The following is a 13,552-nucleotide window of genomic DNA, read 5'->3' on the forward strand; positions in this document are numbered from 1 at the left end:
GTGCGTTGCCATTCAATCAGCTGTTATAATGGACGCATCAGCGCCCAGATTCGGTCTCCAGCCCTAGTGCGTTGCCATTCAATCAGCTGTTATAATATCCACCCACGAAAAAGCCCCTCTAGCAGGGGCTTTACTGTTTTGGAATTCTAAAAAACGCAAATTTCGGTGCATTTCGGGCCTGTTTCCGGCGAAATTCTGAAAAAGGAGATCACCTGCGACACAACCTGTAGAGATGCCGCAGGATATACTCCACGAGTGACTTGCGATTTCGCAAGTCCTCTTACCCAAGCGTTACTCGTTGCAATTCAATCAGCTGTTACGAATAGGAACAAGAAGAACTTGGTATAAATAATAATACCAGGAAAACAATCGATTTGAGCAATAATCCCGACCGCCATAAATACTTCAGCAAAATGGAGCCGAGATGTTACAAACTGTTGCCATTAGGACCCCCAAGCATCTTTGCATCAAAGATAACGCTCTCGTTATCCGGGAAAAGAAATCGTCGGAAGTCATCGGTAAAATTGCACTGTCAGATATATGGGTTATCATCATCGACAACCCCCAAGTAACCATGACGAGTGCTCTGATGTCCGGCATCAACAAGGCTGGTATCGGAGTCCTATACTGTGGCTCGGACCATATGCCAAACGGACTTGCTCTTCCTCTGGGAGCGCATTCTAGACATGCCGAAATCGTCGAACACCAGCTTGCCATCTCAAAGCCATTGCGAAACCAAATCTGGAAACGGATCATAACGAAGAAAATTGAAAACCAAGTTGAAACGCTTAAGTTGTGCTTTGGCGACTCGGCTGAAGTTAAAAAAATCCGCGGCTATGCCCAGGAAGTCCAAAGCAACGACAAGACAAATCGCGAAAGCATTGCCGCAAGTGAATACTTCAAGACACTTCTACCCTACGGGACACGTTGGAATGGCCCTATGACCGCGCCGCTTAACTACGGTTATGCGATTTTGAGGTCAGGCATCGCCCAGTGCGCTGTCTCACACGGATGGCTCGTCTCACGAGGTATCCACCATCATAGTGCAGAAAACGCGTTCAACCTCGTCGATGACCTTATCGAACCGTTCCGCCCGATTGTCGACCTCAAGGTTGTCAGTGACAATATTCTCGAGCCCTTGTCCACGTTGAATAAAAAATCCCTTACAGAGGTGACTTCCGTTCTGGTATCAATCGACGGTCGCAGACATTCCGTCCAGACTGCAATAGATATCTACTGTGAATCTCTGAGACGAGCCGTCGAGTTAAAAGATGCCGATCAGCTGCTATTGCCAGATATCATCGGTCTCGAACGTGAAACAGACGATGAAAAACGGGCGAAAGGAAAGGCATGAGAATCATGCGGCTACTCGTGATGTTCGATCTTCCAACGAAGACGAAAGCCGATAAGGACAACTACATCAAATTCAAACGGTTTCTGGATGACGACGGCTACCAGAGGGAACAGAACAGCGTCTATTCACGTAACCTTCTAAGCAGGGCCTCATCTGAATCCCATGCAGAACAGCTGCGCAAACATCTCCCTCCGGCGGGGCATGTCGTCGCCATGGAGCTCACGGAAAAGCAATATGTCGACCGGAAAGTTCTCGTCAACACGTCTCCGTCTAACAATCGTGACAATCAGAGCCCGGGAACACAACTCTTCTTGGAGTTCTAAAATGCAATGGGACGGGCGCAACCCCGTCCCATTATGATTGCCCGTTAAACCGGAGGGTTTTCAAATTGATCGGCACGGTCCGACAGGAACCTCAACCAGCACAGACCGAGACAGTCTTCCTGCATGACCGTCAGCGATGAATCCCATTTCATCTGCTTCGGGAACGGCTCTTCTGCTAGTGGCCCCGTTTTTTGAAGCGATATGCTCTCCTTTCCGATTCTTGAATAAGATTTAACGCCACCATACGACACGTCGTACATGTAGTACCGCATCGCGCAGCCATCCTGCAGCAGCACGTCGCCCTGCTTCAGGAAAATACGAGGTTCGTTGCCTTTCAGCTGTACTTTCGGCCAATAATCGATCGAGAGGGCTTTTGAGAAATCTCTGATGAAATCCTGCCTGACATTCGGAACATCGATGTAATAGATAGGATCGAACCTCCAGCTACCGGACTTCTTTAAAGTCCTATCGAACACGCCCGCAAGCCCATAGACGCCGTCGTACAGCTTGCAACCGCCCTCGCCGTCTTTCCATAGCGTGGATGCAGGCTCGGTTTTCCCATTACGTCGATAAAGATCCTTTCCACGGTCGTCAACACCGACATAGGGATATACCGTGTCCTTAAGCAGGCTGCCGGTCGCGGTGCGGGAAACCGTCCGAGTCGGTACGATGCAGGGAATCCAAGCCTCGACCTGGGCCTTGAACTCGGGATATGGCATGGACTCGTAACGAAGCCTCTCCCGCTCCTTTATGTTCGACCGGCCGCTGTTGACCCGTGCGATGCCCTTCACGATCCTCTGGTCGCAACATGCGATTACCGCAGCATCAACCGCATGATGGCGGTCGTCGCTTCGATCCTTCTTCCCTTTCTCGTCGACAATCCCAATCCCCCAAATTCGACGCATGAGCGACGTCGCGGCACCGGCAACGCAGAAAACATGCTGCCTCTTATCATCGGGGAATGGCAGGCATTCGCGCACCCACATCGCGAGCTGTCGCGACATGTACCGCGTGTCGTTCAGGTTGCGATCGATGAATTTCTGCTCCTCTTTCCCGAACGTGCTGTTTTTCAGTTTGGAAAGCTTTGATTTCGTATAATGCGCAGATTTACCCTTTCCAGCCCACGCGTCCATACGTCTGCAAAAATCCCCGAAATCAGGCGCAGAAGGCTCGCCGGAAGTCATCCATTCATACGGCGTGCGGTTCGCCTTATCGCGGTTGCTTTTCGTAAGGCACAGGACCTTATTGGATTTCGAGTCATCGCAGGAACGCGAGAACGGGAGGATGTGGTCGATCTCGACATAATCACGGTCGTTCAGCATACGCTCCAGATTGATGCCCTTGCCCGTATAAGGGTCCTGGCCGAATTGCTCACGGTAGAGCCACATCTTCTCAAAATCGGCGCTGCTCACGTGGGCGTCATTCGGAAGACCGTAGAACGCAACGAGGTCTTTCTTCGCCTGCTCGTTACTGTCCTTATTGGCCTTATTCGTTGCCGCGATAATCGCCTTCTCATGCTTCGAGCGCTTGAGATCCTTGGCTACCTCGACTCGAATGATGTCTGGCAACCCATAATGCCTGATAATCGAATTGATCATGCGGCGTACCTGTGCGGTCGCACGAAGTACCACCGGGTTCGTGCATGTCGGATCGAATTCGAGGTAGGGACATAACAGCCCGTCCCTACTTTCGTTCCTTGCCGCAGCCAAAGCCTGCCTAGCCTCATATAGTCCGGTCGCCTTCTCCGCATTGTACAGTTTCTCAATCTGCGGATCCTTAAATGCATCGCGGAGCATCTGCAGGGCACGAACTCCCGTGCTGCAATATCCCGAAAAGAGCTTCGAGGCGTAGGGAAGATCGAGCAGAGAATCGATGTCCTGCTCTGACAGATCGAGACTGAGATTTTCAAGGGCGTTTCGCAGCGATTCGCCTGAAGAGGCGTATGTCAATGCCGAGCAGACGGCATCGGCCGCGTCGGTATCATCATGAAACCGATCGAGAAGCGCCCTGTTCGACATGAAAAGACCCGTGCAGAGGGCATTCCATGCCGGAATCTTGATACAATCGCCCTTCTCGTCCGTCGGCAGGCGGCTGTCAAAGCTGTCGGATGACTGCATATCAAGCTTTTCACGAAGTTGCGACCATTTGAGCGGCTTGGGATTCTTCGAGACGGCAAACAGGGATGCAACGATCTCATTCCGCTTCTCCGGGGAAATGTATGTCGCTTCCCGACCCTGATGCTCAATCTTTATGTTCGACAGCTTCTCGTACGCCCGTACCATCTCAAAGGAAATCAATGAGCTCGCAGCACGCTTCTCCGGGGCTCCGAGATAGGTGCAGTAACCGACCCTGCCATAGATCTTCTCATCGCGGGCGCTCGTGTCGGTAAGCCAGCGAAGTGCGGAAAGGTATTCCCCTTCCAGCTCCTCAGTAGCGATATCGCTCCCAAGATCGCGTTGGTGCCGGAAGATGGTATGGATCTCGTCCGTTACCATCTCGATGTCGACCATATAGCGGTAGTCACCTTCCCTGTTACGGGAAGTAGGCTGCTTCAAAAGATACTGGGCAATCGTCTCATAGCCGTTTTCATCCAGAATCTTACGGTTTTCCGACAGAGCCTTTTTAACCTTACCTGAGTCATCGTCGGTAGTGCCCTTGCCATGGTCGATGTATCCGCGCCTGCCGGCAAAAGCGTAGAGAATCCGCGCAAGTTCGCGTGCGTTCAGTTTATAGAGAAGTGCCTTCCCACGAAGGTGAAGAACGTCCGGTTCGTCCTTCCGGATTGCAAACCACTGTCCGTCCGCATCGTCCGGAATCAAGACGTACTTCTTTTCGATATCGCGGACAACCTTCTTTCGGTTCTTCCGGCGTTTGGTCGTACGGCGAACCGAGCGATAGCCACGTCGTATGCTAGCGCCACTCGGGCGAGCCGAAATATCCTTCTGCTTGCCCTCGACAGGTGCCTTGAAGATATGGCTAGCCATGAGGATGATCTCGTGGTTGCGTATATCGATCAGGCAGACTCCAACGCTTGCAATGCCAATATCGATTCCGAGAATGAGCCTGCGCGTTTTAGAAGAAAACTGCTCGTAAGGCATCAGTGCCGTCATGACCGTCTCCGGATGAAATCCGAATTCACGCGGGTCGCTGTACTCCACCATAGACCCTCACTTTCCTTTTAATTGATGATCAGATGGTTTAATAATACTACAAGCAGGTCATTTTTAGTTTTCCCCACCGCGAGCAGACAGAATTCGATGCGGTAAAATCTAGACCGATTTAGCCACTTCTGCCGTTGGAGACCAATCATGAAACGCCAAATATTTCCAACCGCGTCTAAATATCGCCATCGAACCCGACGCGAATTTGGTGGCGAGACCGTCGAGTACATCATCGTGATATTGGCCGTCGTCGTCATCGGTGGTGGACTGATGGGTTTTGGCAACCAGGTCTCAGGGCAGATCGGAAAAACCGGTAACAGCATCAGCTCATGGTTCGGCAAGGCGAACGGCGCCGGAGATAATGCTTCTGGCGGGAACGGCACCGGCGGAGGAAATAACGCCGGCGGTGAAAACAAAGGGGATGAGAATAGCGGCTCACAGTTCCAGGCCCCTACCGTGTCAGTAACGGGAATGGACGTCGTCGGTGAGAGGGTCACCGCTAAAGTGTCCAATTTACCAGAGGGTGCAACCCGAGTCAGCTACCAATGGCAGTACTCGCCTACAAAAACCGGAACTTTCAGTGATATCAAATACGGTGGAAATAAGAACTCCTACGAAATCTCGGAAGAAGACGAGGACTATTATCTGCGCTGCAAGGTGACGACATCCAGCAGCAAAGGAAAAGTCCCAGATGCCTACAGCGAGACAATCGGCAAAGTCTATGTTTTCGATTGGTCGAATTACCCTAGCGGGAGCTATCGCCCACGTTTTAATGGAAACTCGCTCGCATGCTGCACTGCCCCCTATGACTCATCAACTCAGATTCCAAGTCTGGGTGAAGGGGATTACGCCTCTGTCGTCTTCGACAACGAGCTTTCCAATATCCCGCAGGGCAATATCACCTACAGATGGTTTAAATGCGCCGGCCTCGGAAGCGGCGCCCAGCTTGTTGCCAAGGAACTCGGCTCCAGCCCATCTCTATCTCTCTCAGGTTTACAGGGATCGTGCATCAATTGCGAGGTGACCTTGACCGTCAACGGGAAAAGCAAGACATTTGTTCCTAAGGCAATTTGCAACGGCAAAGTAAGCGACGGTATCTACGTACGTCCTAGAATCGGTTAAAATCCCAGAGGATCCCCGAGGTATGGAGTTTGGAAAAACAGTTTGGGTAAAAGTCAATTCCTGGAAACGGCTCCTTGACGCCCACCAAAAGAAAACTGCATGCAGCCGCCCTCGTTTCGGGGGCGCTGCGCATCTTTTTAAATTGAATGAAGACAGGACACAGCCGATCGTCCTCACCAGGCTATGGGACAGAAAGACGGTTCACAAATGAGGGTTCCTTTTGGACTTGATGAGCACGGCAATGCCGTATGGGCAGACCAAATCCCCTACGACCGCAACGGGTTCAAGTGCGGACTTGTCTGTCCCGATCCGAATTGCGGGAAACGGCTCAAGGCAGTCCGATGGTCGAAGGACGACCCGGAGAGAGGCATCCACTATTTGGCCCACGAGGCAAATAGCCGGTGCGCGGTCGAGTCGAATCCAGAGTCCCTTCTCCATCTGGAAGCGAAAGCCGTCCTCAAAGGGCTCATCGGCCATGATTTCTACCTCCCTAACCTGTCTCTCATCGATAGCGTCCCGCATACGTCACGCTATCGGAACGCCGGCAAACTTGAATTCAAGAAGTATGGCAAACTGACAGTCCTTCCCGTTCCCGGCTCTTCTGTCCTAAAGTTCAGCCCCGAAACATACAAATCGTTCATTCCCGGTACCGGTTGCATGACTAAAATCGAGGATGTCAAAACAGAGCGCGATTGCGGCGCGATGTGCCCTGAAGGTCTCATTCCGGATGCGGTCGCACTGCTGTCGCATGCCGATACGGAGATCTGGGTCGCCATCGAATTCCGCGTCAGCCATCCGAAAGCCATCGAGGATGTGCGGAAATATGCCACCGTGGATTTCCCGGTCATGGAAATATCCATCACAGATGATATCGCAAATGCGGGGGATACCAGAAAGAGCCTGGCAGAACGAATTACAGGAACCGGCCATGCGACGCGTTTCGCCGGTCGCGAATGGCTCTACTCTCCTGCAGCTAAAAAGATTCTCAAGCGTAGCTGGCATATCGAGGCAGAACCATCCGATAAACCGCTCCGCCATAAAGGAACAGATCTCGTAAGGCTGGAGACACCGCTTCCGGCAATCACGGTCTATGCCGTGAAAGGCGCACCGACAGGTGAGACCTCATGGGACAACATCGACCTCACACTCCGGGAGATCTCCGAAGCGACCGTCGAGAAGCAAGAAGAGGCACTGAGGAAGAAAAGGTCACTCAGTTCCAGATGCCCTTCCTATAAAAACAGCGCACCCGCCGGCCGACAAATAAAGCAGACCGAAGATACCGGTTTTGAAACGCCGACGAAACCGCACGGGATTCTCGGAAGGCTAAAAGGCCTCTTCGGCAAATTTCGGAAGTGAAATTAGCAAACGTTTGCGAATTTGGAAAAGTCCACACGAAAACGGGCTGAGAAATCGCTATTATGGTTAAGAGCACGAGTTTGATCCCCTTTCTCGTGCAGGGACATCTTCTTCCCACCGATGGATGTGCCCGCTCCCCAATCTCGGGCGCATCCATCACCCATTTTGCAAATATACCAATATCCGCGTAGTCGTCATATACCATCGCTGGACTTGATCTCTTCTCATGGTCAAGGTCATTTTCTTCAATGCGAAGTGGTAGAATCTTACAAAAGGTATTCAAAGAAAGGACTTATGCAATGGTTCCGAAAGTAGACCCATCGAAATTTCCAGAAATGCTGAACGCTATTACGGAGAACGTCCGAGACAGCTATGCGGGCATGGTCTTTATCGACGATCCTGAAGATCTGGCCTCATGGGGGTTCACTAAAGAACAACTTGATGAACTGGACTCTTTTGCACAAAAATATGGATTGACTGACGTTCTCGAAATCAATGAATGGAATCCTGATTCCAAGCCGGATTATATCCTTTCGGCATTTTCCGGCCTCGTGGATAAGATCGACGATCTGCAGGGACGAATCCGACCAAAAGCCGATGATGTCTCGATTGAGAACTTTATCTACCTGAATCAGATCAAGGCCGATGTCCCCGAACCGAACCAGCTTGCCCATGCTGAAGAGAATGACCATATCTTCGGTTTGATCTCTAAATTTGCCGAGGGACAGGACACCGCATTCGTCGTGCAAAAGGTCAATTTCTCCGGAACGAAACAAATCGGTGAACCCGAATATGAGATTCTTCCTCTCGGACCCACTTCCGGTGAGGACCTTGCCGATTTCACCGAATGGTTTATGGATGATTTCAAGAGCGGCGTCGACTTTGGTTGCGATGGGAATCGCGAGCACCTTGCCATGATCGCCCATACCGGACTCTATCGTGAAGGCGAGTATGTGGATCAGCTACTCACCTTCCACCAACTTGATTTTTCCAATGCCCATGCCGTGACGGAAAAGTTTTCCTTTGAAGGCCGTCCAGAAAGCAACGAGTTCATTGGTGATCTCGACCAGCTGTTCCATGATCCAAATTCACTCGTCAGCTCGTCAGACATCATCGATATTATCGAAAACGGACCGGTCGAAGGTGTTTCCGACGGCGGAGCGCCCTACCATGAACACACGAGGCTTTCCGATAAAGCCGAACTCGCCAAATCTGCCTGCAGCAAGATCGCCGAATCTGAACAACGTGAACCGGGAATCGAGAAGCCGACCCAAATCGAGGCAAAATGATCAGCGAACGTGACCTCAGGCTTGCAAAGGCAATCGTCGACCCATATATCGGGCAGGACATTATCGCTACCGCCGTACTTGGGACGAAGCTCGGGAGCGTGCTGAACGAGAACGCATACCGTGAAGTCGTCAACACTGCCCAAAGGCTTATCGATGAAACCGAGTCTATTCCGCGGGGCAAGACACTCGAGTTCATTTTGAGAAAGCGATACGTCGAGACGATCAAGGCCAATCGGAAGAGCGATCTATCCCTTTCCAAAATGTGTGGGATGTTGAAGGGCAATCGTGCCGTAGCGCGAGGCGATTGCGAGACGAATAACGAGAAGACTTACGAAGAGCGTTAAATGCGGCGCCTTCGGCACCTATGATCTGCTCGCAACGCTCGCTGATGGATTGTTTTCTACTCTACTAAGGAGGGAATATGTGGCAGGAAAAGCTTCAGGACACAGCAGCATCCCATCCATGGCTTGAGCCGCATGAAGCCATCAAACGGAAAACCCAAGCACCGGGAATGCAATTGGTAGATTGGTACGGCTTCACCGTGCCGAAAACAAAAAAGGAGATGTTTCTCAAGCAGTCCGCCCGTCGTGAAGACCTCCTTGTTGTCGGCGAGGTCGACAACATCCACTCTTTTTTCAGCGACTACGAGACGGAATGGAGATAGAATATCCTATTCGATGATCTCGACGAGGCGCTGCGCTACTGCGAGGACGTCCGTTCCGGTTTCATCTCCGATATCCAGCTGCATTCGAGTTTCATCATGTACAAAGAGCCGGGATTTAAAGCCATGCCGGGTGGCGGCTTCGCCGGATGGAGCGATCTATTCTATGCGGCTCACGGCAACCTGGAATATGCCAACAAGCTCCTTTTCGATTGCCAAGCCGGTGATCGCGACGGCATGGACCCGCGCCGATGCGCAAGGGAAGACTTGATCAACGGAGTCATTGCCGAGTTCGGCAGCGAGTACATCATGACCGGAGATGCCGGTCAGAAGAACCGTCTGAACAGCGCGGAAATCTTGCGCTTCGAACTCGATAGCGTCCCGACTGACGGGAATGGGCATATCACCGGGTATTTCCACGGTTTCCCTCTCGGTACGAGCCTGGAAGATATCAGTGCGGCGATCGACAACGTAGGCAAAGTAGAAAATGGCCATCCGAACAGAATCGATGTCCCCGAAGAACCAGAACGTATCGAGGTGGAACAAAACGCAGGCGTTTCCAAGGAAAAGCCTCCCATCGCCGAGATGGAAGATACTTCCATTCGAGAGCCCAAAAGCCATCCCACACAACCGAAGAAGCCGGTCTGGACGAACCTTGAAGTTCCTCCCGACAGTGTAATTCTCCTCACAGGTGTCTCAAGGAAGACGGACAGACCATGGTATCGTGCCGATTGCACTCTCGGAGAGGAATCTTCAATCAAGCCAGGTGGCAAATTTAAAATCCTACTGAGTGAGAGGCAGTACGCACGCGCCGACGCTCAAAAAAAGGCCGGTAAACCGGTCAGTCTCGGACTGAAAACCGCCAGGTATCCAGATGGAGTCGAAATCGACGGCGAGATGGTCGCACTTGAAGACCTTGCCGCCGATATCAATGTCCGAAAAACCAACCCACTGCCCAAAAGTCCCGAGGAGTATCCCGGTGCCACGGAACAATCCTTTGACGGGAACGAATGGGTGAATTTTCGCTTCTTCCCGGACCTGGTCGACCTTTCAAAATCCATCGACCCAGACACGGCGAGAACGGATTATCGTGCCGATGTGACGTCCGAAGTCGCCGGGCGAAACTGCTCATTTACCCTGCATCTCGCAAAATGGCAGTACGATAAGGCCGTCAAGGACCAAAACCAGAACTCTCCTATCCATATCGGGATGAAGCTTAAATATATAAAGGGCGGCGTAATCCCAGTCCAGTTCGAAGGTGAGCAGTTCACCCATAACTATTCTCCAAAGAAACTCGAAGAAAGCCTGCCGAAGGTGCAGAAAGCACGTTCCGTCAGCGGGTGTAGGCAGGGAAAAGGAAACCGGGTATCCTCCTATCAAGACCGATCCTATCGTTTCAAAACGAAGGAAGCATATGAACATGGACTTCCAGGAGCACACGAAAGCAGGAACTGAACATGAACGAAAACTCAACCATATCGAACGCTTATGATGGCAAGCATGATGAATACGGTCATGATCTACCCAGGTGGATGAATTTCGAGCATGTCATCGATATTGGTGAGGCGGACCCGACTCAAACGGCAACCGACTATTACGGCTTTGAACTGCCCAATGGCGTCGCAATGGTCATCCAGAGCCAACCAAGCCATAGAGATCATCCTTTCATCGTCTACAGTTACGGCGATGGAGCCTGTTTCCATGACGATGTCGAATTCGATTCGCTCCGCACAGCAATTAGCTATGCATCCCAGCTCCACAGCGGAGCAATCGATCCAGATTACCTGCGCGTCGAATATACGCATGATGAATATGAAACACTTTGCTGGCGCGATTTCTACCAGGCGGCACACGGTAATATCGAATACGCCTCACGTCTCGTCGACCAGTGCAACGGCGGATTTCGAGAAGGGTTCGGCCCGTATGCCTGCGCAGCCGAAGACCTCGCTGAAGGCGAAATCGTCAATTTCAACAACTGCTACGTCATCACGGATGCAAACGGACCGGATACAAAGGAAATCGCCGCAAAAAGGATTTGGGATGAACTCGGAGATGTCTGCATAGACGATAATGAATGTATCGATTCGGAATTCTACGGCTACCCTATCGGGACATTTCGGGAAGACATCTGGCATGACATCGAGGACCAGCTTGGAGTCCCGATCCATGAACTGATGTTTCCCGATGATGTAAACAAGGACATGACTAATGAAAGGAGTCTTACTATGTCCAACGAGAATAAGAACACCAATGTCAAAGAAGAGACGACCTGGACGAACTTCAAGTTCTTCAATAATCAGGTCAAACTCAAGGTCATCGAGAAGGACGACCGTCAGATGTATCTGGCAGATTGCCGCTTCATGCCGGGTTCTGTCGCAAACGGCATCGATCTCGGCGATCAGAACGGCATCTCCGGCCATATGACCGTGTTCCTCACCGAGAAGCAGTATTTCAAGGCTGCTGAGCAGAAAGCTAACGGTGAGCAGATCAATGTCGGGCTTCCGAGCACTCAGCTCAAGGACGGCAAGATCGAGGTCAATTTCTACAACCACGAATCTAAGGAAGCACGCACCATTCCCGTAAATCCCTTCGCCGCGTCCAAGGCGAACAAGGCCGCCCGCGAGGCTTTCTTCGAGCGCAAGGATGCCGAGCGCGAGCAGGGCAAGAGTCTCGGCGCAAAGGCCGCATCCGCCCGCGGCGCGTCCGAAAAGCTGGACGGTCAAAGCCAGGCCGCGCCCGCTAAGGACAATCTTGAGCATTAGGTTGTCATCGATTTAGTGCAATCAGACATGCGGTCTGTCGTTCCATTCGGATGGCAGGCCGCTTTTTGTGCGGCGCGCACGCGCGCCTATGATCCGCTCGCCACGCTCGCTGATTTATAATTGATTTACGCTATCGAAGAAAGGAAAGTGACCTATGAAACTTATAACCTATTATCAGACCGGCAAGATCGATGTGTTCGACACCGCCACCTTCACGGCGACCGATCCCTTCAAGAGGGAAGGTATGAACCTGATCACGGAATTCGCAATCCGCTTCGACCTGCTTGAAGACAAGAACTCGAATGAGGGCCTTGTCGTCGACGTCTATTGGTACGATGCGAAGATCCATGACAAGGACAATGCCGTGACATCGCTCGACGAGAAGAAGAACGCCACGCTCAACAATGCACTCCTCAAGGCGAGTACCCGCATCCGCCTGATTTCCAAGAGGGAACTCGAGGACGTGGCGAAAATCACCCTTGACGGCGAACTTGTCGAATGGCGCCAGGGCGGCGAGCTCGTCAACGGCGTCAAGTTCTTCAGCCAAGAGCTGCTGTATTTCAGCAACGGACGCAGCGCGTCAATCACGGAGCGTGCCTGCAAGATCAGCCAATTCATCAAGAATGCCAATCCGGAGCTGCCCGATGAGATCATTGCCGGCTGGATGGGCCTGCCTCCGACCGTCCTTGAGACCATGAAACGCGACCAATTGCGCAACGATCAGGTCAGCGAGCAAGACGACTAGGCACACCTCTCCTGTAGAAGAGTGCTATAATTTATTCTACGTTCCTTCCCTATCCAGAACGTTTTGCAGCACAGGGAATAGGCGGCTTGCGCGGTTTCGCGTAGGCCGCCTATTCCTTTCTGTATGATCTTTGAATTTCTGGTTGACTTTCTTTTCTAATACCAAAGTGCTATAATATAAGTGTATAGAACTAGACTTAATTGTATTGGAGGAATTCAAATGGAATGGCTTTTACTTTTTATACTCGGTCCGCCGATTCTCACTCTGATCTTAAGGATCTTGATCTTCATCGTTCGGTACGGTCCGGGCTTCGTCGGTGCGATCTTCGATTTGATCTGCTGTGTGCTCGGGCTCGTCGGTTGCATCATCATGCTCATCATCCGTGGGATCATGGCAGTCTTCCACGGCCTCAAGGTGCTTTTCTTCGGGCACTCCTCACCGCCCCGGAACGCTCATGTCGATTCGTCTGTCTCACCTGATGACATCGAAAAGTTCATCAAGGCGTTCGAAAACAAGATGTAATCAGAAGACCAGGATTAAAGGAATGGTGTCTAATGGTTGAATCCGAAACCGTTTTTCAGAAACTACAGGCCGCATGCATCAGCGGAGTGAAAGTTCCACATCTGATGTCGCTGCCTGTTGTTTCGCATCTGAACGGTAAATACGATCTGTCAATCACCTGTATCAAGAACAAACTTGATCCGATTCTTGCTGAAAAACTTTAAGGCTTGTTTTCGTGTACCTATTGGGTTGTGCGGCTGACAAAAAGTCCATCCGGG

At 51.5% G+C, this 13,552-nt stretch carries 13 protein-coding genes; 12 read left to right on the forward strand and 1 reads right to left on the reverse strand.

The genetic code is table 11. The annotated features are described in order from the left end of the window. The first annotated feature begins 424 nt into the window (after positions 1–424). Together cas1 and cas2 are read left to right on the forward strand one after the other, a co-directional pair. Positions 425–1,354 carry a type II CRISPR-associated endonuclease Cas1 gene (gene cas1, locus AB5213_RS06325; RefSeq protein WP_215634372.1) on the forward strand — a complete coding sequence of 310 codons (930 nt, stop codon included), beginning with the start codon at positions 425–427 and terminating at the stop codon, positions 1,352–1,354. After that, positions 1,351–1,677 (forward strand): CRISPR-associated endonuclease Cas2, encoded by a 327-nt coding sequence (cas2, locus tag AB5213_RS06330; RefSeq protein ID WP_368276486.1) that lies wholly within the window; start codon positions 1,351–1,353, stop codon positions 1,675–1,677. The genes cas1 and cas2 overlap by 4 nt, the downstream gene beginning before the upstream one ends. Before the next feature lie 44 nt (positions 1,678–1,721). On the opposite strand, the gene cas9 is transcribed toward cas2, so the two are convergent. Then, on the reverse strand, positions 1,722–4,838 hold the full coding sequence (gene cas9 / locus AB5213_RS06335) for a type II CRISPR RNA-guided endonuclease Cas9 (protein WP_368276487.1): 3,117 nt from the start codon (positions 4,836–4,838) through the stop codon (positions 1,722–1,724). A 147-nt stretch (positions 4,839–4,985) separates the two neighbouring features. Between cas9 and AB5213_RS06340 the strand changes: the two genes are divergently transcribed. The 10 genes from AB5213_RS06340 to AB5213_RS06385 all read left to right on the forward strand — a co-directional run bounded on the left by AB5213_RS06340 (position 4,986) and on the right by AB5213_RS06385 (position 13,498). Next, positions 4,986–5,960 (forward strand): hypothetical protein, encoded by a 975-nt coding sequence (locus tag AB5213_RS06340; protein ID WP_368276488.1) that lies wholly within the window; start codon positions 4,986–4,988, stop codon positions 5,958–5,960. Between the two features lie 183 nt (positions 5,961–6,143). Then, entirely contained in the window at positions 6,144–7,316 is a 1,173-nt protein-coding gene (locus AB5213_RS06345) for a hypothetical protein (RefSeq protein WP_368276489.1), read from the forward strand. Between the two features lie 299 nt (positions 7,317–7,615). Continuing rightward, on the forward strand, positions 7,616–8,605 hold the full coding sequence (locus tag AB5213_RS06350) for a hypothetical protein (RefSeq protein ID WP_368276490.1): 990 nt from the start codon (positions 7,616–7,618) through the stop codon (positions 8,603–8,605). Beyond that, positions 8,602–8,949: a hypothetical protein gene (locus AB5213_RS06355; protein ID WP_368276491.1), complete on the forward strand. Its 348-nt coding sequence runs from the start codon at positions 8,602–8,604 to the stop codon at positions 8,947–8,949. Before AB5213_RS06350 ends, AB5213_RS06355 begins: the two co-directional genes overlap by 4 nt. A 77-nt stretch (positions 8,950–9,026) precedes the next feature. Further along, positions 9,027–9,269, forward strand: a complete 243-nt coding sequence (locus tag AB5213_RS06360; protein ID WP_368276492.1) for a hypothetical protein — start codon at positions 9,027–9,029, stop codon at positions 9,267–9,269. Between the two features lie 96 nt (positions 9,270–9,365). Then, the gene (locus AB5213_RS06365; RefSeq protein WP_368276493.1) at positions 9,366–10,721 is read left to right on the forward strand and encodes a hypothetical protein; all 1,356 of its coding nucleotides are present in this window, start codon (positions 9,366–9,368) and stop codon (positions 10,719–10,721) included. A 2-nt stretch (positions 10,722–10,723) separates the two neighbouring features. Beyond that, a complete protein-coding gene (locus AB5213_RS06370; protein ID WP_368276494.1) occupies positions 10,724–12,028 on the forward strand; it encodes a hypothetical protein in 1,305 nt (434 codons plus the stop codon). A 154-nt stretch (positions 12,029–12,182) separates the two neighbouring features. Continuing rightward, entirely contained in the window at positions 12,183–12,773 is a 591-nt protein-coding gene (locus AB5213_RS06375; protein WP_368276495.1) for a hypothetical protein, read from the forward strand. A 219-nt stretch (positions 12,774–12,992) separates the two neighbouring features. Further along, on the forward strand, positions 12,993–13,295 hold the full coding sequence (locus tag AB5213_RS06380) for a hypothetical protein (protein WP_118372735.1): 303 nt from the start codon (positions 12,993–12,995) through the stop codon (positions 13,293–13,295). Positions 13,296–13,327: 32 nt separating this feature from the next. Then, positions 13,328–13,498, forward strand: coding sequence for a hypothetical protein (locus tag AB5213_RS06385; protein WP_256171026.1), 171 nt, complete (start codon positions 13,328–13,330; stop codon positions 13,496–13,498). Positions 13,499–13,552 lie beyond the last annotated feature (54 nt).

It is taken from the genome of Coprococcus sp. RTP21204st1_G4_RTP21204_210225, assembly GCF_040915385.1.
Taxonomy (GTDB): Bacteria; Bacillota; Clostridia; order Lachnospirales; family Lachnospiraceae; genus Allocoprococcus; species Allocoprococcus comes.

What these genes read in the sequence shown, in the direction of transcription:
- AB5213_RS06365 (WP_368276493.1), top strand. Translation starts at nt 9,366, where the DNA reads ATGTACAAAGAGCCGGGATTTAAAGCCATGCCGGGTGGCGGCTTCGCC.
- AB5213_RS06370 (WP_368276494.1), top strand. Translation starts at nt 10,724, where the DNA reads ATGAACGAAAACTCAACCATATCGAACGCTTATGATGGCAAGCATGAT.
- AB5213_RS06345 (WP_368276489.1), top strand. Translation starts at nt 6,144, where the DNA reads ATGGGACAGAAAGACGGTTCACAAATGAGGGTTCCTTTTGGACTTGAT.
- AB5213_RS06385 (WP_256171026.1), top strand. Translation starts at nt 13,328, where the DNA reads ATGGTTGAATCCGAAACCGTTTTTCAGAAACTACAGGCCGCATGCATC.
- AB5213_RS06340 (WP_368276488.1), top strand. Translation starts at nt 4,986, where the DNA reads ATGAAACGCCAAATATTTCCAACCGCGTCTAAATATCGCCATCGAACC.
- AB5213_RS06375 (WP_368276495.1), top strand. Translation starts at nt 12,183, where the DNA reads ATGAAACTTATAACCTATTATCAGACCGGCAAGATCGATGTGTTCGAC.
- cas1 (WP_215634372.1), top strand. Translation starts at nt 425, where the DNA reads ATGTTACAAACTGTTGCCATTAGGACCCCCAAGCATCTTTGCATCAAA.
- AB5213_RS06355 (WP_368276491.1), top strand. Translation starts at nt 8,602, where the DNA reads ATGATCAGCGAACGTGACCTCAGGCTTGCAAAGGCAATCGTCGACCCA.
- cas9 (WP_368276487.1), bottom strand. Translation starts at nt 4,838, where the DNA reads ATGGTGGAGTACAGCGACCCGCGTGAATTCGGATTTCATCCGGAGACG.
- AB5213_RS06350 (WP_368276490.1), top strand. Translation starts at nt 7,616, where the DNA reads ATGGTTCCGAAAGTAGACCCATCGAAATTTCCAGAAATGCTGAACGCT.
- cas2 (WP_368276486.1), top strand. Translation starts at nt 1,351, where the DNA reads ATGAGAATCATGCGGCTACTCGTGATGTTCGATCTTCCAACGAAGACG.
- AB5213_RS06380 (WP_118372735.1), top strand. Translation starts at nt 12,993, where the DNA reads ATGGAATGGCTTTTACTTTTTATACTCGGTCCGCCGATTCTCACTCTG.
- AB5213_RS06360 (WP_368276492.1), top strand. Translation starts at nt 9,027, where the DNA reads ATGTGGCAGGAAAAGCTTCAGGACACAGCAGCATCCCATCCATGGCTT.